Source organism: Pseudomonas quasicaspiana (genome assembly GCF_021147825.1).
Classification (GTDB): domain Bacteria; phylum Pseudomonadota; class Gammaproteobacteria; order Pseudomonadales; family Pseudomonadaceae; genus Aquipseudomonas; species Aquipseudomonas quasicaspiana.
Map to the genome: position 1 here is coordinate 35,100 of NZ_JAGTPI010000024.1, position 20,904 is coordinate 56,003.

Genomic DNA, 20,904 nt, shown 5'->3' on the forward strand with positions numbered 1-20,904 from the left:
ATACGTCATGAAGAAGCGATGATTGAATCTGCACATTCTCACTAGAGAAGTAAGGCCCGTATTGTTGATACTGCGATCATCAATACGGGCGCAGATCAGACTTCCTTTCGCCACGCAGACAACGTGATGACGGTGCCTTCTTCTTCTTTGTTTTTGATTTCTATTGTGTAGGTGCCGCCGTCCATGACGCCTTCGATCAGTGCTTTAGAATCATCGCCACTGATCTGGGCACCCTTGGCCTGATGCTTGTAGAATTCAATGACGTTGTAATAGTCAGTCAACGTTCGCAGAATGACCTCGAAATCATGTGTAGGACGTCCAGCAATTGCATCCCAGTCGCCATCAATAGGACTGCCTTCCATGCCCGGTGTTGTAAAGACGCCGTCGGCGCCAGCACCAATCAGGTACGCACGTTGAGGCAGCATGGCAAGCATCGCTTTGGGAAATACGGAGGGTAACTGCTCTGGCGTCCATCCCTTATTCTGCGGCTCTGTGACGATGTATTCCACCTTGGCTATCTTCTGCGCGCTGGCGCGAGTTTCTGGATCATCACTCTCAGCCCGGATTGCCAGCATCGGCGGCAACTCTTTGCTCCAGCCTATCAAAGGTGCTGCGTCAGCCGCTTTCTCATTTTTTGCCTGGAAGATAGTGAGCACCGTATTCGGCAACTCATTACATGTCACCGGTTCTTCACGAGATTTAATTGTGCAGTGTCCATTAACCAGGCCGACGGCCCTGATCTGACCTTGATCATCGAGCATCAAAGCGGCTCGTTCACGGCCGTTATTGCCGTCATCCATGGCTGCTATGACCTTGCGCCCAGCAGGCACGCCCTCGGTGTATATCGAGTATTCGGAATCAAGTGCTTCAAGTACTTGCTGAACAATCAAGGTGTTGTCGTTGGTGTAGCTGCCCGTGGTATAGCCGAGAAAATCTACCAGCGCGGAACGAACCGCTGGATCCTCGTTCAAGTGCAGTGGTCGCTCAGGTGCGGGGCCTGTGGTGAGCAATAACGCGGTTGTGCCGTCGGGGCGTGTTTCAGGGTGAAGTGACAGGGCGGTGGCGTTAGTAGTTATAGTCAACAGTGTTAGCAGCAGGGGATGGGCTATTTTTTTCACGGCTTAGTCCTTTAATTGGCAATCAGGCCACTATGGTGTTTCCAGAACCCGCGTTCTGATTTCTAATCATCCAGCTTATCTAATAAGGCCTTAACGTGATAGGCGCCTGAGGGCGCCTCTAGTGTGGTGTCTCAAAAGTGAGACTCATAGCTCTGGTCTAAACTTGTTTAGCCATGTCAGGGTGGGTCAGCTTTCAATCAGCTCCAACAGTAGAACCACAAACAGGAAGACAGGAAATTCAGACTGCTACGGCCCTGAAACCTCAGCCTTAAATTTTTCCGAAAGGTGTGGGCATGCCCTTTTAGATAAAGACTCTTAAGTCCACCAATAGCGCACCAAATGAAAGAAGATCGGCGCTGAAAAACAAACCGAATCCAGCCGATCAAGCATCCCTCCATGCCCTTCGATCATGTGTCCCCAATCCTTCACGCCGCGATCGCGCTTTATTGCTGACATCACGATCCCGCCGGCAAAGCCCAGCAGGTTGATCAGCACAGCAATCAGAAACGACTGCCAAGGGTTGAACGGAGTAGTCCACCACAACGCGGCGCCAATCAGCGAGGACAACAGCACGCCGCCGACGAAGCCTTCCACGGTTTTCGATGGCGACAGGTTGGGCGCGATTTTGTGTTTACCGAACAGCTTGCCGCACACGTACTGCAGCACATCCGACAGCTGCACCACGATCACCATGTAAGCGATCAGCAACAGGTTACGGCCTTCATAGCCGACGATGTCCAGAGTCAACAGGGCGGGCACGAACGACACGCAGAACACTGCAATCATCAAGCCCCATTGCACCTTCGACGCCCGCTCCAGGAAGTGCGTGCTGTCGCCGCCCAGGGAGGCGAGGATCGGCAGCAGCAAAAAAACGTACACCGGGATAAAGATCGAGAACAGTCCGTACCAATCGAAATAGATCAGCAGATACTGCAGCGGCAACGCCAGGTAAAACGCGGCCACCAACGCAGGGTAGTCGCTGCGCCGGGTCGGTGTGAGGGTAAGGAATTCGCGCAGCGCATAGAACGAAACTGAGTAAAACAGCAGGATCACCGCTCCAGTGCCCAACCAGAAAGCGATGCCGATCACCACCACCATGACCCACCATGCGTTGATGCGGGCGTTGAGGTTGTCGACAACCGCATTCGGCGTGCCACGGGTGCGCAATTTGAGGATCAGGCCAATCAGCGAGGCCAGTACCAGAATCATGCCGATCCCGCCGAACAGCATCAGGGTTTGCCTATCCATGTCAGGAATGCTCCGGGGCGAGGGCCAGCAGCGCGTCGCGACTGCGTGTCAGGAATTGTTCTTTGTTCTCGTCTTCCTCTAACTGCAGCGGCGCACCGAAACTGGTGGTACATAGCAGCGGCAAGGGCAGCACCCGGCCCTTGGGCATAACCCGATTGAGGTTGGCGATCCACACTGGAATCACCTGAGCCTGTGGGTAACTTTCAGCCAAGTGATACAGACCGCTTTTGAACCGCAGCAGCCCGTCTTCCAGATTGCGTGTGCCCTCGGGGAAGATGATCAGTGAATGCCCGGCCTTCAAGGCGTCGAGCAACGGCTGTAAGGGATTACCCACAAAGCCCTTGCGTTCGCGGTCGATCAGTACGCCGTTGAATACCCGATTGATGATGTAACGGCGCAGTGCGCTCTTGTTCCAGTAGTCGCTGCCGGCCACCGGGCGCGTCAGTTTGCGTAGGGCGGGAGGAAGAGAGGCCCAGAGCAGCACGAAGTCGCCGTGGCTGCTGTGGTTGGCGAAATAAATCCGCTGCACGGGTTCTGGCGCGCAGCCCATCCAAAGGCTGCGGGCACCGGTGACGGTGCGGGCCATGGAGGTTATGAGGGTGGCGACCACAGGTTCGAACATAAAAGATTTCCTTATCCGATGAAGAGCAGCCAAGGGCTGGCCAGGATGACCGCCAATGTCGGCAGCACCTGAGCGACTAGAAGGACAGCTTGATTGCGCAACAGTTTAAGCGCCCCGCGCTGACGTTCGGCCCAAGGCCGCCCGGCACGGTTGGCCGGTTGCAGGCCAAGGCTTTGCAGGGCTTCGTCGAGCTCTTGAGTACGATCATGCAACGCGTCAGAGTCGAGGGCGATCAAGGCAAACAGGCCAGCATCAAATGAAACAACCGTTCTCAACTTTTGGAGCTTATTGGAAAAATATGAGTTGGCAGACGTTATTTTGCCGGTCATCAACGCTTATCTGGGGGGGCGTGGTTTTGCCTTTGGGCATCGGTCATATCCAGACCCCAATTCCATGGTTACACCCGCCATAGCGCGCTCACGTTATTCTCCGCACTGAATTAGCTCTAAGGGACATTTATCAGCAGCATCGAGGGTCAGCCCCGGCATCAAGACTAACTGGCCGTGCTCAAGAAGATCAATAAAAAACCGCCCAAGCACCTCCAGCTTCATCCGATCGTCGCATAACTATGCGACCTGAAAGGTTGCCGCGGTGAAAGCCTGGATGGCGACGCATCGGCGTTTTCATATTCAATTCACAACAACCTCGATTTCTTGGATAAACAGGGTCCAGCGCTTCTTTCGAAAACAGCACACTAGCCTCTGAGCCCTCAGAGGCGACTATATAGACGCGTCTCAGGCCTATCTCTTTTTACATTCTTCAAGCTCGTTTTGGTTTTTCAAAGTTGTAGTCAAGCCTAAGCGATACTTGCAGTACTGGATGACTAGCTGGCGCTCGGTGTCTGTTAATTGACTCAGTTTTTTATCATCGGACTCGTAAGCGAAAATATTTTCAAACTCAATCTTAAACGTTGGACTTTTTTTGATGAAGAAAACTTTTTCCGGATAGGCATCTTCCACCTTTTCGTAGTAGCCGATATAGAGAACGGCGGCGAGTGTGATTAGAAAGGTGATAAGCAATGATTTCATGATGAGGGCGGCCGTAGAGGTTAAATAAAAGGTAAGTCTTTTGGGGGGAAGTACTCCGCGCTACTAGCTATTTTATATTGTACTCATAGATTTTCCAATTCAACTACACAGCCGTTTGCTTTGATTTCGGAAAGAAATTGATCGAGGCTGATTACTGGCTTTCCCATGTTTTTGGAAGCGTAATCCCTACGAAGTATTCTAAATAGTTCGCCAACTATTTTTTTGTTGTCTTTGTTAAGCTCTGTGACTAGATCAAAGTTTTCCGATGACATAAGCTGGGTGTCACTGCGCATCAAATAGTAGCAACTTATGTTGAGTAGCAGGGAATCAGCGTCTTTATAACACGGTTTTAGCGATTGTAAGTAAATGCTAAATGCATCAAGCAATACGTTGCTTGGAGAGTGCTTTAAGTAGTTGCACAGGCCTTGCCAGTTATTGATATAAAGATGATCGCCCCAATCAGGGTCGCGAGAAAAGTATTCTCCTTGGCCCTTGAAAAACGCTGAGAGTTCTTTTTTTTCTAATGCGATTTGAAATTTGGTCTTCATTGTGTTTTTTTACGCCTTGAGAGAATGTTCGAGTGCAGTCAATGTTTTCATAGTGGGTGATTTCTTCAGCGCCTGTCAGGGCAGATTCTTAGATACCGCTCTTTTTTTTCGTGGAGCCCGTTCATTTGCACACATACCCCTTTTATCCTTTTATCCTTTTGTCATTTCATATTTATATTTTACGTCCTCAGGTGCTATGCGCGCTAGATAAACAGCGGTCTCGGAAAACCTTCCGAAGCTAAATTAAGCTTTTTGCTAATCTTCAGAAGCCAGCTACCGTTTGTCAAATGCACGCCGATCAGTCTGTGCTGGCTGTCATAGCGGTATTCATCGACAAGCACTTGCCCGGTGCCGCATCGCTCATGGACTTTGTTGCTGTAGGCATCGTAGTCGTAACGGCGACCGCCTTGGATCAGCAGGCGGTTGCTTTTAACGTTGGCCAAGTTGGCAGCCGGTCGCTTGCCTTGGCTGAGGACGTTACCTACTGGGTCGTGGCCAAAACTCTCCGGCGGTGAGCCAAGATGCCCCGTTGGTTACTTTTAATATTGGTTAGCTTTAGTCTCTGAATTCTAATGTGCCAAATGAGGAGGCTATTTTACGCTCTAACTATTTTTGTAGGTATTTTTGCATCGTTGAGTGCGAATGTGACTTCTTCGAGAGAGTGTAAATTATATTTTTTTAAAAAATCCAATATCCATAGTGCGTTCAGTTCAATGAAAATTGACGTCCACTTAGAGTCGAGAGCTTCATCCATGGGCAGCACAAACCCTGATAAGCCATGGCCTTTTCCTGCTGAAAACAGTAGACTTCTGTTCTCGTATGAGTATGAAATTGACTTCGGCCAATCGGGATCGTGGGGGATGTTTGATGCGCCGTTTCTTTCAGCTAATATGTGGTATTCTTTCATGATTTCCATAAGGGTCTCAACTTTATCGAACTCTGTAGCTTTGCAGTAAGCGTGAATCTGTTGTACTCCACTCTTTCCATGCTATGGATATACCTCAGTATTTTTTTGAAGTTTTATCTTTTCTAAGTCCCCTTTCCAGAATGGCGTTGGTACTTCAGGCGCTCTATCTAAATAAAATTGTAACGTGTCAAATTTCCCCCTTGGCCGTGCATCACTTCATGAGCCTACCCCACCAGAACCTATGTCGACTACTTTAAGCTGGAATGCTGTCCTGACTCCAGAGCCAGTATCGTATTTTCCAAAGCCTTCATATTTCACTCGTGCAGATGTCGTCTCAATTGTACTGAGCGCTCTTGCATTGACTGTGCCATCGTCATGTTGATTCGCATGTGTCTGTATCCGATGGACGGCATCGTTGAATCTAGCCCTGAGGACCCTACACAAAAATCTGGTTTCGACTCAATTAAGGAAGGAGGAGTAACGCCTTCATCCAGCACCACCGGTGTTGGGCTGGTCGCTGAGCTTTTTGGGCTGGTACAGTAGTTCAACCCCCAGCGGATCCATTCAACCCCGTAGGATTAGCTATGTACTGGTAGTTATTCAACCCGCCCGTAAGCTTGATCTGGGCCGGGGTTAAGAACCATCCAGTGCCCGGATTGCAATAGCGATGCCGATTGTAATGTAAGCCCGTTTTCGCATCAAAGTACTGACCCTGAAAGCTTAGCGGGTTGTGGATTTCGTTGATATTGAGGTTGGCGAGGTTAACGTAGGCGCGGTAATTCGCCGACCATAGGGTCTCGCTGCTGTAGTCGGTGAGTTCTTGGGGCGGACCTAGGTGATCAAGCTGGTAATAGAATGGTGTGGCTTTGACCGGGCCTTCGCCATCAAACATTGCCAGCGGGCGGAAGATGCCCGGCTTGTAGATGTGTTTACGGTAACGGTGCTCTGCACTTTCGGTGATGAGGCGTTCGCCTTGCCGCAGGATCTCGGTTGTATATCCTTCAACGCATCTTCTCGATGCGTCTTCTGAATGCGTCATATGTGTAAGACGCCACAGTCTGTGTGGGCTGTCAGGTAGGTATTTAGTGCAAAGCTTTTGCCCAGCGCCCCGTCGCTCGCGAATCTGATTGCCTTAGGCATCGTGTGGTAATGGTGGTCGCTCTGCATCAGCAGGCGGTTGCTTTTGACGTTGGACAGATTGGCATCCAGTCTGTCAGCCTTGGCTGAGGATGTTGCAGTTTGCGTAGTAGGCATAATATCAGGTGAGGAAAATGTTTTTAAAAAAATGAAATATGTCTCAGAGTGTTCTTAAAGATTTCGTCCAGTCCGCATAGAATGTCGATTGTATAGTTGGGTCGTTTGTGAGGTCTTCTTCTTCGTAATCAAAAATATTAACAATGTTATTTTTCAAAGCTTGTTTGCCTAGTTCCAGCTCGTACGCCATTAAGCCTGAGGACATCTGTGATGACATTCTGGAGGGATACACATTTATTTTCGCACCCTTGCAAAGAAAAGTGATATCTGGAAGTTCCTGTCTGAGTTTGACAAAACAAGTGAATAAGTCCACCTCGTAGCAGGTCTTGTTTAGGTTTTCCATGTCTAGTCTTATAGAGGGTAAATCTGTGTCATACGTCATTGTCGCTTTTTTTTGATGCCCATCTATCTTTATAAAAATATCTCTGGTTTCCATAGATTACCTTCTTGCCGGATCAGGTATTGAATATTCCATGTATTTGCTGTCTGCTGTGAGAGGCGTTACACCTAAAATATCTTCTTTTGCATGCGACCTGGTATGCCATTTTTTTTCTCTGGGAATGTAGCTACCGAACCTGGTTCGTGATTAATATCTCGCCCAGGAACTCTTCTAGGGATATATAGGTTGCCGGGCTTCATTCTATATGCTGCCCTAAATATATTGGCACATCAAGCGAAGTCGAGGTGCTGATAAAATTGCTTGGCGTTGTGTGGTTATCATATACAGCCTAAGATCCATGCTATCTACTTTGCTCTTAAAGTCGTCTTTAAGTGTTACATCACGCGAAAGCGTATCACCCCTCCATAAATATTTGTCCTCGGCTTTTGGTGTAGAAGGAATTTCGTCGTTTACTTTGGCCTTGGCTGCTGGGCCTTTGACCCCTTCAGGATGATTAACGTCGCCGTCCTCAGGGCATCCATTCAACCCCAACGGATTCATCCACCCCGCCAGGTTGGGCACGTAGTTGCGGTGTTCAACCCACCTGCAAGCTTGATCGGGTCCGGCGTCAAGAACGGTTTAGTGTCAAGATTGTAATAGCGATGCCGGTTTTAATGTAAGCCCGTTTCCGCATCAAAGTATTGACCTTGAAAGCGCAGCGCGTTGTCGATGTCGCTGATGTCGAGGTCGCGGTAGGCATTGTATGTCGCAGACCAGATGATCTCGCCGCTGTAGCCGCTGTAGCCGCTGTAATCGGTGAGTTCTTGCGGGGTGCCGAGGTGATCGAGGTGGTAGTAGAAGTGTTCGGTTTTGAGATGCACGCACACTTAGCATTTCTGGCTTCAAGCAGACGCCATTGCGCGTCCAGAGCGATGAGTGATCAGCGTCTAGTCGGTGCTCCAGACATCTTCCAGATTGTCAGGAGGGCTAATACTGCTGGTAGTCGATTGCGACGATATGCTTGTGGTCATAGCGAACGAGGAGGGCGCGTCCGGCACCATGACTGAGCTGTTGCTGAAGAAGACGCTGAGGAAACTGTCTGCCTGATACGGTCAGTCGAGCAACGTATCCGGCGTGGTTCTCAGAGGTGCGGCTTTTGGAAAGGCAGAGCAATGGTTGAATTGCTTAGTTACTCACACACTGCTACCGTGGTTAGCTGATTAACAAGGGGCGCGAGTAACTATGTTTTTTCGAAACGAAGTATTTGTCAGCTATAGGCGAGTGCTGGTTCGCGGTGCTGCAGTGCTCATTGTTTTCGTAGGTCTGTTAGTCGTCGTAGTTAATAAAATGTGTAATTACCCCTCAAATGTTACTACTGTCGACACTTCTGGACGCTATCTTTTGCAAAATGTGCCCGTCGGCCGGATTTTGGGGTTGGGTGGCATGGCCTACCTACGAGTCATTGACAAGGAGCATCCAGGAGAAGTTTATCGTACTCCTCTGTATTCAACCCAGTTGCTGGATATGCGTCTATATGAAGATGATACGTCGGTAGGTGTCTATTGGTTGTATTTCAATAAAAATGAAAAAACATTCGACATAGCCATGCCCCAGTGGGACTGGCATTGGCTGAATCTATTTATCAGCAATACGTCTTACGTACACTCAGGAGATTGATGAGCCTTAGCTATGCCTCATACACCTAAGTTCTTGCAGGTTGCTCCCAAAGGCAAAAGCTGTTGCGCTCCCAGTATAAAGTCTTCACTCGGTTACAATGCATTGGCGTTGCAGCCGTTTCTTGAGCTTCTGGCGTGCACGGCTCATGTACGCCGCAAATACATGGAAGCATAGAAAGTGCAAGCCGGCTTATATTCGTATCCTGCGATAAGCTTCGCTCACGTTATTGCGGAAGCCTTTTTTTCGACGAGTCCAGCGCCCATCACCAGCATCTCAGGTAGTTTTTTCTTGTCCTCCACTGAGGCCGAACCTAGATGATTATTCCCTTGCCAGAGCTCCCCAGCCACAACCCGGTGGTCAAGATTTTCTTGGGTTGACCTCAAATCCTCATGCCCTACATAACGCCAGCGTTGTTTTTGGATAGGTGCTTTTGATGTATAGATCAACACCTCGAATGTATCAGGAAGCTGGTCAGGTAATTGTTGAAGCGTTACAGATTTTTTGTAAACTCCAAGCAAGATGACGCCTTTATAACGCTGCAATACGTACAAAACTTTCGCAGGCTTGAATCCTTCTTCGACCGAGATCAATATGATGTCGCCAATACCCGTTTTTTTGTTTTCATTGCCCGATTCCTCTGTTGTTTCATTAAATAGTTGATTCGTTGTTGTATCGCGATAGGGTGCCGAGGCTTATAGTTCGTATCACTGTCGCTTCATTTTTTTGTCCTCTCCCTGATAGGCGAGTCGGAGTTTCCGGTTTGACATCAATTACACTTGCATTCTTTTCGATCATATACCGGGTCTTCACCATCACGCATCGCAATCTGTGTAAGTTAACTTTTAAGTGAGGCCTGTCATTTTGACATATTTACATAGCCAGAGGGGCCGCATAATATTGGATGTTTTGTCGTGAACTGTATCAGCGACTCATCATTAGATAAGGTGATTTTAAAAACGCTTCCTTGCTTGGATACCTTGACTAGTAGACTTTTTTGAGTGGGCACATTATTGACTTTTAGTTCGGTAACGTCGCTGCAGTTTAGCCCTATTCGACATGTGTTAAAACCAGACTGCTTCCATTTTGCTGGTGGCTCGCTTGGGAAGTCGGAAATATCAAATTCTAAAATAATAATTGGCCTGATGTTGTCAATATTTATTGAGGAGAGTTTTACTTTTCCAATATGGATCGCATGAGTGAAGATTTTGTTGAAGAAGGTACTGCCGTCAAGTTCATTCCAAGTGTTCATTTGCTTAACCCTTAAAATAGCAATGAGCTTTTATCCACGGTAGTTTGTCTATTCTCGGGTTGTCAATAGGCACTTAAATTTAGGCGCACTTTCTTGTCCCCGATTTTATTGACTAATGCTTTCGCGCGTGCGGTTCGTCATTCGGACATATCTGTACTGTTTGTTTCTTGGCAAATTGGCACTCAACCTTAAGGGATTCACCCGGGCCGTAGGGTTGGGCACGTACTGGTAGTTATTGAACCCATCCGCCAGCTTGATTGGGGCCGACGTGAATAACCGTCCTGTGCCCAGATTGTAGTGGCGATGTCGGTAGTATGTAAGCCCGTTTCCGAATCAAGGTACTGACCCTGAAAGCGCAGCGGGTTCTCTATCTCGCTGATGTCGAGGATGCGGTAGGTGCCGTATTTCGCGGGCCAGAGGATCTCGCGGCTGTAGTTGGTGATCTCTTGCGAGGGTACCCAGGTGGTCAATTTGGTAATAAAACGGTCTGGGCTCGGCCGGACATTCGCAATTAAGCATTGTCTGCGGACGGAAGGTGCCCGGCTCGTAGATGTAGGTGCGATCTCTGCGATCTCTGTGCTTTTGGCGATGAAGCGCTCGCCCTTCCCATAAAAACTCAGTGGTATGTCCGTCGGCGCATCTTCTCGATGCGTCTTCCAAATTTGTCGTTTTTGTAAGACGTCACGCCGCCGCCCGGCAAACTCAGGCCGATCAGTTTGTGCTGGCTGTCATAGTGGTGTTCATTGCCAAGCTTTTGCCCGGTGCCGAGTCGTTCACGGGCCTGGTTGCCGTAGGCATTTTAGTGGTATGGCGATTGCCCTGCATCAGTAGGCGGTTTCCTTTGACGTTGGCCAGGTTGGCACTTGGTTGTTCGCCTTGGCCGAGGAGGTTACCGCTGGCGTCGTAGGCTTAGCGACGCTGGAACAGGTTGCGATCCTGTTGGCTAACGCTGTGGGCCTGCAAACGGCCTTGTTTGTCGTAAATTTATATCCAGCTCTACCAGCTTATCCAAGCCGTCGATGGATTTTTCGGAAGCCCACTGGTTTGGGGTACAGGTAAATTTTTTCGACTTAGGTATTGGGTCGCGTCATGACGAGTTGGAGCCTTAGGGCGCCGGGAGCACAGCATCCGGGATCAGCCAAGCGCTTTAAATGTGGTGTTGATGGAGCGCTCATGGAATGGGTGCTACTTGCGTTTTTCCTCACCCTGCGCCGCAAGAGTTGTGTCCTCACGAGCTGGCTTATCCACTCTTTTCTGGTAGCTGGACCTGGATGAAGCAGCAGAATTTTTTCTGCCGCATTCCCTTCCACTTCACCAAATGCTTTTCGACAATGGCCGTCACTCGGTCTGGGAATCCAGCCGATGACGGCCATGACCATCCCGATAACCGCCCGGTGTTCAAAGACTTTCACTTCGAGATCCTAAACATTCGATACACCACGGCATACCTGCGTCAGGCGTTAGCACCAGCATTATCGTGCTATTCCTTCCCAGACCAATACCAAAGCGTACCGTCCCCTGTTGATTTACTGATGCTCGGCATGATTTCACCTTGCTGGAAGTGACGCCTCGAATTTGCTTGCAGTGGAGTAAACCAGTAACCGGTTTTGGCGCAAGGACCACCGGCGACGACGCGGTTGATCTGAGTGTCGCTCTGGTGATTTCTTGCGTATTCGACCAGATCCTTGGGATAAACCATATGGTCCACACCGCTGTCGTCTATGCCGTACAAAAAAGCTATAGCGCCGGCCTCAATTGCCCAGTAACCCACATAGCTCCCACCGTCCCCCTGATGGTGCGTGTCATGCCACGGGGCTTGTTCAAATGCGGGATACCATTGCTGACAATATTTTTTTAGTAACTTCGATGCTTCTGTTTTGTCTACAACATAGATAGCCTGGATAAGAGGTGTGTATACACCGTGATACCATTGATCAACATCATGCCTGTTAGGCAAAACCTTCCGCAACAAATCCTCATAAAGTGTATCGTCACCGGTATATCCCGCCTCATCTATAAGTTTCACGAAACGCGGCAGCAAGTCTGTGCGGTGAAGCAATATGCACAGACCGACGACTTGGGCGAACTCCTCGTATTGATCAGGATACACATCAATGGCGAGCGGAGATATTTCCGGTACCTGTTCGTAAATAGCGAGGGCTTTCTGACGTATCTCGTAGTTTGCTATCAGCTCGTCTAACAGTGGAATCAGAAAATCAATCTCCACCCCAGCTGTATAGGATACTAGAATCTTATGAAGTGCCAATCTCTGAAAAAAACCGGCACGCAGAGATGCCTCCTCTTCAGTAGAGTCAGATTGGAATTTATTCTGCTCGAAGAACTGCGTGACCTCGTCACACTCCCTAAGGAATATGTCATAATGGTTTTGGCTACAATATTTTTGTCGCTTGATCATTCTAAAGTCCCCGATTTTAATCCGTTCATGCTACTTGATCCGTTTTTCCACTCGACTCGGAACCTTATTGCCTAATCCTTTTTTCAGCAGAGCATCTCGGTATGAAACATAGTAATTAACCGACTCATCTCGCCTTCCTAGCGCCCAAAGTGAGTCGGCTACATTGAGTTTCAATGGGATTCTATCCGGAGCGAGAGTTAACAGCTTTTCATAAATCTGCATGGCTATTAAGTGCTCTCCACCCTCGGAGAAAAAATAAGCAAGATCATTATATTCTGCTACATTTCCCCGTGGAGGATAGCAAGCCATGTAAGAAGGAATACCCATAAACATCAAATCGCTCAAGGCGCTAGCTCGAGCCTCGGGAGAGGATATTCTGGAGACATCAGATAGTAAGGTTTTTGGCGGCATGCCTGATTTAGAAAACACAAAACCGTTCCCATTTTCTGAAGTGGGTGTCCATTTCCCTCCGGCCCATGAGCCATCACATTGTAAAGCTGAGCCTACATTTTTCAGGCAACCATCGACTAGCGATAACATGTCGCAATAAGTCTGTTCAGTGTCAACGTCATTACCTTCTTCATCGGTCATCACCCCGGTAATTGTCCTCTGAATTAAAATGTACTTTTTATCAGGCGAAATCATATCTTCATCTGTACTGGAGATCACGTCGATTTCGGAAGGCGTCTTAGTTGGAAAATGATATATCAAGAAGCTTTTATCGGGAGATTTATATTCGGCCTTACTCCAGCCGCCATATTTCTCGTTAAAGTCTTTTAGGCTCAACGCGTTTTCATTTTGCACCCTTATGTCAAGCCCTCCGCTGTCCGCCAGGCTTTGGGATGTGAATGCAAAAATCAAAACAATTGAATATTTAATATGCATCAAAGTCGCCTTTAATTTATTACATTTGACCGCTGGCTCGGTCATTCTCAAACGTCCAGGACCATTAATGCTTGTAACTTCAGTTCATAGGTCGTGTTATGGCTATCCCCTGATAGTAACCTCTTTACCTAAGAATGTGAATTTTCACCGTGTTGATATTAATTGATCAGCACCTCGTATCATCGCCGATTCTCCCGAGTAGCTTGAGGTTTTTGAGACGTAAATTTGATCGGCTGATTTTTCAGAGCTCTATCATCTCAGGGCTTCCTATTAAAGTTTTAAGTTTCTCTAAAAAGTGTTTTTCGTCATAAGATTCATTATTGTCTATAAAATCTATGACCCCTAATGCATCTAAAGTAATGAGGAGGTCCCGCCACTTGGATTCTTTGATTTTAGACTTGGGCATATCGTTTGAGGCGAGTCCATGACCTTTTCCTTCTACTAAGAGAAATAAGTTGTGTTTATAGGAGTAGGCTATTAATTTTGGCCATTCAGAACTCTGCGGTAGGGTGGGCTCTAAATCTTTCTTTGCTATTACGTAGAAAACTCTCATTTTTCTCCGGTATTAACATGGCTTGATCGGATGAGGGCTCTTTTATGATTTTGTTGTCATTCCCATTAGCGCACCCCAAAGGTTATGATGGGAGGCAAACTTTTGCATACCAGGCTCCAGGCTCATGAGCACCGTTTCAATGCTATGACTTCAGCTCACTGAGGAGTTCTAGATTTTTAACTATAAATTCTCTATGTCCTGTGGTCCACCATCGTTGGCGAGTTTGTTTATGCTTAAACTGTAGTTTTTAAGTTTCTGATGATCGCTAACGTTGCTTATTTGTTTTTTTAAAAATTTCATGGATTCTGAAATGATCTGTTTTCCTTCCGGTTCCAGATCGCGAACCAAATCAAAATTATTTTCAGATAGAACTGGAATTTTCTTTTTCATATGATAATAGCAAACGATATTTTCCAACAGGTTGCTGGCGTCTTCCTCGCTGCCGTCTATGCTCAGTACGTAGCTCGTAAAAGCATTTTTTAGTAAGGTGTCTGGGTTTTTTTGCGTTCTTAAAAAGCTACATAGACCAGACCAGTTGATTGCGTGGAGCTGGTCGCCCCAGTCTGGATCTGGAGTGAAGTAAATTCCGGTCCCCTTGAAGTACTTTGGGAATTCATTTCTATTTAGAGCTTTTTCAAAGTTAGTGATCATTTTTATGCCTGTTCGATGGCAGGGTCCCGTGGGTGATAGAAAAAAGTCTCTAGGTGGTACAAATCTCTCAATTTTAACTCCTGATAATAGCGTCAAATTTGCTTCCACTTGATCAACTGTCCCAAGATAAGTAGGTTGTTCACGAGTCGTTCGATCATCTTCAGGATTGTTAAAATTTCGAGATACCCTTGATTTCTCACTTTCAGCTATGTTTGGTCCCACTCGAGCTCGATGCTTGAAGCATCGTTTCCATGGCTTTGCACGGTCACCCATACTAGCGCCAACGGATCCACCCACCTCGCAGGATCACGCACGTACTGGTAGCTACTCAACCCACACCCAGCTTGGTCGGGGCCGGTGTCAAGAACCGTCCAGTGCCCGGATTGTAATAGCGATGCCGGTCGTAATGTAAGCCTGTTTCCGCATCAAAGTACTCATCCTGAAAGCGCAACGGGGTTGTCGATTTTGGCTACGTCGAGGTTGGCGAGGTTGCCATACCCGCCGGATTTCGACGAACACAAGATCGCCGCTTTAGTCGGTCAGTTCTTGTGGTGTGGGGAGGTGGTAGTGCTCGCACGCTCGTTTTCGATCTCGGTGGGCAACAGGCGTGTGTTGTCATTGCGATAGCGCAGTTGGCTGCCATCGCGATAGATGCAGCGGATGACCAGATGCAGGTTGTCGGCGTATTCGTAGCGGGTGACACGACCTGATTCATAGCGCTAGGAAGCGACTTTCCATAGGCATTGACGGTTGCCGTCGGGGTGGGGGATTGTCACCAGGCGGCCTTATGGGTCGTAGTTGTAATGAGTGGAGTTGCCGTCCGGGTCGACTTGTTCAGTGATGTCGCCTTGGTCTTTACGCCAAGTAAACCCGCTTGGCTTTACCCCGGTTTACCGTTCTAACAAAGCAATGGAAATATTCGTACGTGGTCGCCAAGTCTTCCGGCGGTACGATCCCCATCACCTGAACAATGTCGGGCTACAGGAAAGGCTCAACATTCGATATCATCACGGCTTGTTTTCGCGGCCAGTCAAGGGCTCAGCGATCATGTGATTATTACAGACAAGGACGTTCCATGCTGCGGCTTTCCCTGCTTAGTGTTGCGCTCGCCTGTTTCATTTTGCCGGTTCACGCCGCCGACAAGGTCGAGCGCCGCTGCGGGTGGTTCGAAAACCCGACCCCTGCGAACGCCACACTCACCGACCGTGACGGCGTCTGGGAAATCGCCAGTCAGGGTGGGTACCAGGCCGAAGGCGATTGGCCACAATTCAGCGATGAACAGTGGGTCCCCACCAATAGAAATCATGGCTACGGCTGTAGCTGCATCACCGCTAGCGCCGATGCCGATACCCACCGTCTGAACAACCTCACTAAGGCCATTGCGCGTCCTCTGGCCGCCTGCCGCAACGATGCGACCTTGCAAGAGCCTTTGCGTTAGTCTCAGTGCCACCCGCTGCGTCGGGCTCAACCAAAGGTATTAAGACCTACAAGGCCGAAGGCTTCAGCTTCACGAAGTGATCTGACGCTGGTGATGGAAAGGTGGCTGGCACACTGAATAGGCAAATGGGCAATGTGGTGTGGAGTCGGGCTTAGCAGGGCTGTAGCACGTTATCGGCCACCGCGCGCTATGAGCAACTACCGTCTTAAGGTTCTTGTGTCCGCACGATCGGCGTGAATTTTCTCGCGCAGAACAACAGGCAAAGCTTTACTCATAAAGCCCAGCGGTAGAGTCCAAAACATTCAATAGTGCGTCCGAAGGAATGGAATATTCACTTAGATTGTTCATGTCCAAATCACCCCAGTCCTGGTCGTCGTCAATCTCCAATAAAAGAAGGTCTATCGATTTTTTGTGGAAAAAATTGAGGATGTCGCGAATTTCTTTTTCACGTTGAATATGGTCATTGCCATACAATCCACAGGTATAGAAAACCCCTTTTTCACCCATGCTCAGGCGCCTCTGAGAGCCGATTAGTGACATCTTGAAGCGCTGGTGCAAAAATTTTGCTGCTTCAATGTCAGTAGTCGGTGATGCAACCGCAATGCATATTTTAGTCATAATTCAAAAGTTCTCAGGATATGCAAAATTGAGTGGTTCCCCAAGGTGTCATCCTGGACATTACCATCATGGCACCTAAATATTTGCTCTTCCCGCGTGACGGGGTAAATGTTAAAAGGGAGTGGCTGTTCGTTATGTTCTGAAACCTGAACGATGCAACTGCGAAGTGAACAGCGAAACCAATTAGATGATACTCAGTTTTTTCTGTGTATAGAAAATAGAACTGCCCCCCGCCAAAGGCCTTCCAGATTGTCTCTTTTTAAAGATCTTTGGATGCTTGCCGCTGTGAGGCCCGGGAGCATCTGGGCTTACTTCGTTGACCTTAGGGATGGTCTGAAGTAGGCCGCTATTTTTAGACTGCTGAGCCATAGCCGCTTTCAAAAAACGGTAGCCGTTCAAAATCGATCAAGTCTGCCGCCTATTTCATCCATTTTTACCGCTGCACGCGTCCCGCAGTAGCTATTTCCCTCATTACGGACGCACCTCTCCTGCGCTGGAGAGCAAAGATCGACGCGCCATCCAAAGGTTCGACAAGGCGAATAGCGTCACCATCTGAGCAGTGTTTTTCACCAAACCTCGGAAGCGCACTTTCGTATAACCAAATTGACGCTTGATCACCCGAAATGGATGCTCAACCTTGGCGCGAACTTGGGCCTTGGCTTTCTCGATCTTGCGCATCGCTTAGTACAGCGCGCTGTGTTTACCGTGTTTTTTGTAGGTATTGCAGCCGGGCTGCAACCTGCCAGATGACTTGGCGTCCTGCATGCTCTTCGCGCTTCTCGACACCGGTATAGCCTGCATCGGCGCAGACCACGTTCTCAGCACCGTGTAGCAGTTTGTCGACTTGGGTTATGTCCGCGACATTGGCCGCAGTGACCACCACGCTGTGCACCAGCCCCGACTCATCGTCGCCCCCAATGTGCGCTTTGGCACCAAAGTAATACTGGTTGCCCTTCTTTGTCTGGTGCATTTCCGGGTCGCGCTTGCCTTCTTTGTTCTTGGTCGAACTGGGCGCATGAATCAGCGTGGCATCGACGATGGTGCCTTGTCGCAACGACAAGCCACGGTCGCCCAGATAGCCATTGATCACGCCGAGAATACCAGCGGCCAACTCGTGTTTTTCCAGCAGGCGACGGAAGTTGAGGATGGTGGTTTCATCCAGAATCCGCTCCAGACTCAGGCCGGAAAACTGGCGCAAGATCGTCGTCTCGCACAGCGCCTCTTCCATCGCCGGATCGCTGTAACCAAACCAGTTCTGCATGAGGTGAACCCGCAGCATCGCCATCAACGGATAGGCAGGACGGCCGCCTTGGGGTTCGATCAAGGTAATCAAACCCTTCCAGGGTACGACCCGATCCATCTCGATCAGGAACAGTTCTTTGCGAGTCTGCTTGCGCTTACCGGCGTACTCGGCATCGGCGAAGGTCATTTGCTTCATCATCGAAAAGCACGGCGATTGGGGTGCGGGGATTTTGCCAAATGAGGAAGTCTTTTTCAGGATTTCCCTAAACGTCAGAGCTGTTTAATTCATTTAGCATAAGCTCTTCACTTATTTTTAGGTCGTCCAAATCACTTGGATCTACCGATCCCCAATCTTCGTCATCATCAATTTCAATTATTGTTAATGGTATTTTTTTTCTTTGAAAAAAAGCAATTATCGCCCTTATTTTTTTGTCATGTTCCATGTGGTCGCTCAGGTAAAGTTGACAGGTGTAAAAAAAACCCCTCTCACCCATGGCCAGCATGTTTGATGCGCTGCCTAAAGCCCACCCAAGTGTTTTGTGCAAAAACTTTGTTGCCTCTATATCCTTTACAGGATTGCTGCACGAAATGCTTATCTTAGGCATGTCAAAACTCCTCTAGAACTAGGGGGTTAAGTGGCTTGCCCTTCGTGTCATTTTGAAAGTTGCCGCCATGCCAGCGATACAGGTGTTCACTTTTTGTAGTCGGGCAGGTATTTAGTTTGCTATCGGCCAGTTGTGGGTAGTCGAGAGCGTTATACATGTGATGCCCCTCTATTGGCTTGCCATCAAATTTTGGAGTCTTTTTGTTTAGAATGTCTTCTTTTGGGGCATGTAACCAATCCCTTGTACCAAGTTAGCCTCTCTTGAGCCTATTTCTTTCATCAGTCCAAAAACTTCTAACACCTTCCCGTCTTCTCAAGCTGAAGCGTCTGTCCCAGTCATAATTAGCCATCTCATCTTGAGTCGGCGTTCTGTTTGCAATTTTACCTTCTATTGCCTTTTTGTTCGGCCCGCTTAAAGGTTTATAAGGGGGTTTGTAACTTGGTGCTTCTGGCTCGCGCTCACCGACGGCTGCTTTAGCACTGGCATCCTTGGTCCCATTCGCTGGTTCATGTCCACTCGCCCCTACGAACTCCAACCCCAATGGATCCAACCACCCCGTAGGGTTAGGCACATACTGGTAGTTGTTCAACCCACCGCCAGCTTGATCGGGTCGGGCGTCAGAAACCGTCCAGTGCCGGGATTGTAATAGCGATGGCGGTTGAAATGTAAGCCCGTTTCCGCATCGAAGTACTGATCCTGAAAGCGCAGCGGCTTGCCGATCTCGGCGATGTCGAGGGGGCGTGGTTCCCATAGAAGGGCTTTTGCGCTTTCCAGCATGGTCAGTGGCCGGAAGCTACCCGTTCGTATAGATGACTGCCATAACGATTACTTTTATTTTTCAATAGGTTGATCTTGATTTATCAATCACTGAAATAGTCAAGTGCTACCGTGGTGTGACTATCAAAAGAAATTTACTACAAAAAATCAAGGGGCTTCTCCTTGATGTTTCATCCAACGCTTGCTAGCAGCGATTACCGTGATTAACATAACTACTTATTTGGAAGCGCGCCATTCTCGGCGCGATTAACCCGGATCGCTACCCTTTCTGCTTCATGCCATCTTTCTGATAGCCGTGGGTAGGATCGTAATCGAAGGTCATGGATGTCCTACTCAAGTAAACTTTCTGCCCACTACCTGGAACCCAATGAGTTTCCTGTTCCGCCTCCGAGTTTTGCGGATGATGACGTTCGCTTTTCGGTTGAGTTCGGCGAACAGGATACAGTCCGGTTCATGCACGAAGCAGATACGCAGATGCCAGGAGACGACTGGAAAACGGATCTTTATTACGCGGCAGTCCATCTGCGTGAACTGATCGAACGAGCGACAAAAACTCGCTGGCACGCTGGAGCATTGACGCCCGAACTACTGGAAAAAGTGATCCGCTTTTATAAAGTTTCTGACCTACTGGCGGCAAAGTATTCGAGCGACGTAACAGCATGGTTAGAGGCCGCAACGTTGCGTCGTGCCTCGTTATATTTTTGTGAGAAATAAAAAGATGTCCCGATCTAATAGTTGGGTACTGATACTCTGTATTTTATTTGCAGGAGTGCTCATGTGGACAAGGTTTTTTTCGAATGTCTTCATGTTGATCACGGACAGTGTTAACTTTATTCCGGCAGAGTCTTCAGTTTTTTTCTTTGAGCCGTCTAAAATAAATCAAGGTTCTTCATCGTATTGGGTCTACGGGCAAGATCGCGAAAACTATTACTATTTTTCTTATGAGCCGGTGGCTCCCTATATATTTATTTCGAAGGTGAACGAGTGTCAGGGTTTTGATCGGCAGAACTTCAAAACCTGGTGCGATGCAAGACGCGGTGGCGCGAAGTGAACGTGAGAATGCGGATGTACCGGAATGTGGTGAAGACCTGAACCTGCCAATACAGGGCAATTACTCGTTGAAGGGGGCTCACGCAATCGGCGCAAACGGCAGTCTGGCGGTAGGCATGGTTTAAAGTGCTCCCGACGCCGCGCCATTCATGAAAGCTGTTTTTGCTGTATATTCAAACGAGCGGCTGAGAATTGCTGTGATATACGATGCTCTTGCCAACTATAAAACGTGGAGGCCAGGATGCTTAAAATTTTTGTTGGATGGGTAGTTTACCTCTTGGTGGGGGTGTTGTATTTCGCCGTTCATGATTATGGCGTTGACTTTTATAAGACGCACATGGGGGGATTTACTGCTCGGGGTGTAGGGGTAGGTATAACTGCGGAGTTGACATTTTATTTTTTTATCCTTACTAATTTTGTTATTTTTTGGATTCCAAAAATTTTAGTTAAGCTTCTCGTTATAGGGCTTATGGTGGGTACCGTTCTGCTATATTTTCTTCCTGAGAATCCCGTGCGCGCAATAGCTTATGGCGTAATTACAGGCACTATGAGTATGGTTGCGATAGTCGCTCGTCTAATGGCAGAGCGACTCATTTCGCGGGCCGCAATATGAGCCGCACTATACGAAAGAGTGTTCAC

19 protein-coding genes and 9 pseudogenes are annotated in these 20,904 nt (G+C 48.4%); 5 read left to right on the top strand and 23 right to left on the bottom strand.

Annotation, left to right across the window (positions count from 1 at the left end; all coding sequences use genetic code 11):
• Positions 1-95: 95 nt before the first annotated feature.
• The 4 genes and pseudogenes from KDX30_RS15505 to KDX30_RS15520 all read right to left on the bottom strand — a co-directional run.
• Positions 96-1,118 carry a hypothetical protein gene (locus KDX30_RS15505; RefSeq protein ID WP_231676805.1) on the bottom strand — a complete coding sequence of 341 codons (1,023 nt, stop codon included), beginning with the start codon at positions 1,116-1,118 and terminating at the stop codon, positions 96-98.
• 315 nt (positions 1,119-1,433) lie between these two features.
• Entirely contained in the window at positions 1,434-2,366 is a 933-nt protein-coding gene (locus tag KDX30_RS15510; protein WP_231676806.1) for a phosphatidate cytidylyltransferase, read from the bottom strand.
• Position 2,367: 1 nt separating this feature from the next.
• Positions 2,368-2,988 carry a lysophospholipid acyltransferase family protein gene (locus tag KDX30_RS15515; protein ID WP_231676807.1) on the bottom strand — a complete coding sequence of 207 codons (621 nt, stop codon included), beginning with the start codon at positions 2,986-2,988 and terminating at the stop codon, positions 2,368-2,370.
• 11 nt (positions 2,989-2,999) lie between these two features.
• A pseudogene (locus KDX30_RS15520) lies at positions 3,000-3,251 on the bottom strand (hypothetical protein); the annotation flags it as partial.
• Between the two features lie 92 nt (positions 3,252-3,343).
• On the opposite strand from KDX30_RS15520, the pseudogene KDX30_RS15530 reads away from it, so the two are divergent.
• Positions 3,344-3,672 (top strand): annotated as a pseudogene (locus tag KDX30_RS15530) (IS630 family transposase); the annotation flags it as partial.
• A gap of 56 nt (positions 3,673-3,728) precedes the next feature.
• Here the strand turns inward: KDX30_RS15530 and KDX30_RS15535 are convergent.
• The 7 genes and pseudogenes from KDX30_RS15535 to KDX30_RS29785 all read right to left on the bottom strand — a co-directional run.
• Positions 3,729-4,016 carry a hypothetical protein gene (locus KDX30_RS15535; protein ID WP_231676808.1) on the bottom strand — a complete coding sequence of 96 codons (288 nt, stop codon included), beginning with the start codon at positions 4,014-4,016 and terminating at the stop codon, positions 3,729-3,731.
• A gap of 83 nt (positions 4,017-4,099) precedes the next feature.
• Positions 4,100-4,564, bottom strand: coding sequence for a hypothetical protein (locus KDX30_RS15540; RefSeq protein WP_231676809.1), 465 nt, complete (start codon positions 4,562-4,564; stop codon positions 4,100-4,102).
• A 272-nt stretch (positions 4,565-4,836) separates the two neighbouring features.
• Positions 4,837-5,082, bottom strand: a pseudogene (locus KDX30_RS15545) (hypothetical protein); the annotation flags it as partial.
• 77 nt (positions 5,083-5,159) lie between these two features.
• Positions 5,160-5,480 (bottom strand): hypothetical protein, encoded by a 321-nt coding sequence (locus tag KDX30_RS15550; RefSeq protein WP_231676810.1) that lies wholly within the window; start codon positions 5,478-5,480, stop codon positions 5,160-5,162.
• Between the two features lie 559 nt (positions 5,481-6,039).
• Positions 6,040-6,680, bottom strand: a pseudogene (locus KDX30_RS15555) (RHS repeat domain-containing protein); the annotation flags it as partial.
• Between the two features lie 88 nt (positions 6,681-6,768).
• On the bottom strand, positions 6,769-7,161 hold the full coding sequence (locus KDX30_RS15560) for a hypothetical protein (RefSeq protein ID WP_231676811.1): 393 nt from the start codon (positions 7,159-7,161) through the stop codon (positions 6,769-6,771).
• Positions 7,162-7,377: 216 nt separating this feature from the next.
• Positions 7,378-7,979, bottom strand: a pseudogene (locus tag KDX30_RS29785) (RHS repeat domain-containing protein); the annotation flags it as partial.
• A gap of 367 nt (positions 7,980-8,346) precedes the next feature.
• Between KDX30_RS29785 and KDX30_RS15570 the strand changes: the two are divergent.
• Positions 8,347-8,781 carry a hypothetical protein gene (locus KDX30_RS15570; RefSeq protein WP_231676813.1) on the top strand — a complete coding sequence of 145 codons (435 nt, stop codon included), beginning with the start codon at positions 8,347-8,349 and terminating at the stop codon, positions 8,779-8,781.
• A gap of 218 nt (positions 8,782-8,999) precedes the next feature.
• Here KDX30_RS15570 and KDX30_RS15580 read toward each other — a convergent pair whose 3' ends face one another.
• The 8 genes and pseudogenes from KDX30_RS15580 to KDX30_RS15615 all read right to left on the bottom strand — a co-directional run.
• Positions 9,000-9,371 (bottom strand): hypothetical protein, encoded by a 372-nt coding sequence (locus KDX30_RS15580; RefSeq protein ID WP_231676814.1) that lies wholly within the window; start codon positions 9,369-9,371, stop codon positions 9,000-9,002.
• 266 nt (positions 9,372-9,637) lie between these two features.
• Positions 9,638-10,030: an Imm50 family immunity protein gene (locus KDX30_RS15585; protein ID WP_231676815.1), complete on the bottom strand. Its 393-nt coding sequence runs from the start codon at positions 10,028-10,030 to the stop codon at positions 9,638-9,640.
• Positions 10,031-10,198: 168 nt separating this feature from the next.
• Positions 10,199-11,011, bottom strand: a pseudogene (locus KDX30_RS15590) (RHS repeat domain-containing protein); the annotation flags it as partial.
• Positions 11,012-11,510: 499 nt separating this feature from the next.
• On the bottom strand, positions 11,511-12,446 hold the full coding sequence (locus KDX30_RS15595) for a PoNe immunity protein domain-containing protein (protein WP_231676816.1): 936 nt from the start codon (positions 12,444-12,446) through the stop codon (positions 11,511-11,513).
• A gap of 30 nt (positions 12,447-12,476) precedes the next feature.
• A complete protein-coding gene (locus tag KDX30_RS15600; protein ID WP_231676817.1) occupies positions 12,477-13,376 on the bottom strand; it encodes a tetratricopeptide repeat protein in 900 nt (299 codons plus the stop codon).
• A gap of 196 nt (positions 13,377-13,572) precedes the next feature.
• Positions 13,573-13,884: a hypothetical protein gene (locus KDX30_RS15605; RefSeq protein ID WP_231676818.1), complete on the bottom strand. Its 312-nt coding sequence runs from the start codon at positions 13,882-13,884 to the stop codon at positions 13,573-13,575.
• A 180-nt stretch (positions 13,885-14,064) separates the two neighbouring features.
• A complete protein-coding gene (locus KDX30_RS15610; protein ID WP_231676819.1) occupies positions 14,065-14,808 on the bottom strand; it encodes a hypothetical protein in 744 nt (247 codons plus the stop codon).
• 2 nt (positions 14,809-14,810) lie between these two features.
• Positions 14,811-15,099, bottom strand: a pseudogene (locus KDX30_RS15615) (RHS repeat-associated core domain-containing protein); the annotation flags it as partial.
• Between the two features lie 511 nt (positions 15,100-15,610).
• On the opposite strand from KDX30_RS15615, the gene KDX30_RS15625 reads away from it, so the two are divergent.
• Entirely contained in the window at positions 15,611-15,973 is a 363-nt protein-coding gene (locus tag KDX30_RS15625; RefSeq protein WP_231676820.1) for a DUF4087 domain-containing protein, read from the top strand.
• Between the two features lie 267 nt (positions 15,974-16,240).
• On the opposite strand, the gene KDX30_RS15630 is transcribed toward KDX30_RS15625, so the two are convergent.
• The 4 genes and pseudogenes from KDX30_RS15630 to KDX30_RS15645 form a co-directional block, all read right to left on the bottom strand.
• Positions 16,241-16,591, bottom strand: a complete 351-nt coding sequence (locus KDX30_RS15630; RefSeq protein ID WP_231676821.1) for a hypothetical protein — start codon at positions 16,589-16,591, stop codon at positions 16,241-16,243.
• A 471-nt stretch (positions 16,592-17,062) separates the two neighbouring features.
• A pseudogene (locus tag KDX30_RS15635) lies at positions 17,063-18,029 on the bottom strand (IS5 family transposase).
• A gap of 67 nt (positions 18,030-18,096) precedes the next feature.
• The gene (locus tag KDX30_RS15640; RefSeq protein WP_231676822.1) at positions 18,097-18,438 is read right to left on the bottom strand and encodes a hypothetical protein; all 342 of its coding nucleotides are present in this window, start codon (positions 18,436-18,438) and stop codon (positions 18,097-18,099) included.
• Between the two features lie 532 nt (positions 18,439-18,970).
• Positions 18,971-19,173: pseudogene (locus KDX30_RS15645) on the bottom strand (RHS repeat-associated core domain-containing protein); the annotation flags it as partial.
• Between the two features lie 366 nt (positions 19,174-19,539).
• On the opposite strand from KDX30_RS15645, the gene KDX30_RS29790 reads away from it, so the two are divergent.
• Both KDX30_RS29790 and KDX30_RS15655 read left to right on the top strand, forming a co-directional pair.
• The gene (locus KDX30_RS29790) at positions 19,540-19,929 is read left to right on the top strand and encodes a hypothetical protein (RefSeq protein ID WP_406643899.1); all 390 of its coding nucleotides are present in this window, start codon (positions 19,540-19,542) and stop codon (positions 19,927-19,929) included.
• A 577-nt stretch (positions 19,930-20,506) separates the two neighbouring features.
• Complete coding sequence (locus tag KDX30_RS15655; RefSeq protein ID WP_231676823.1) at positions 20,507-20,878, top strand: hypothetical protein; 372 nt, start codon at positions 20,507-20,509, stop codon at positions 20,876-20,878.
• The last annotated feature ends 26 nt before the right edge of the window (positions 20,879-20,904 follow it).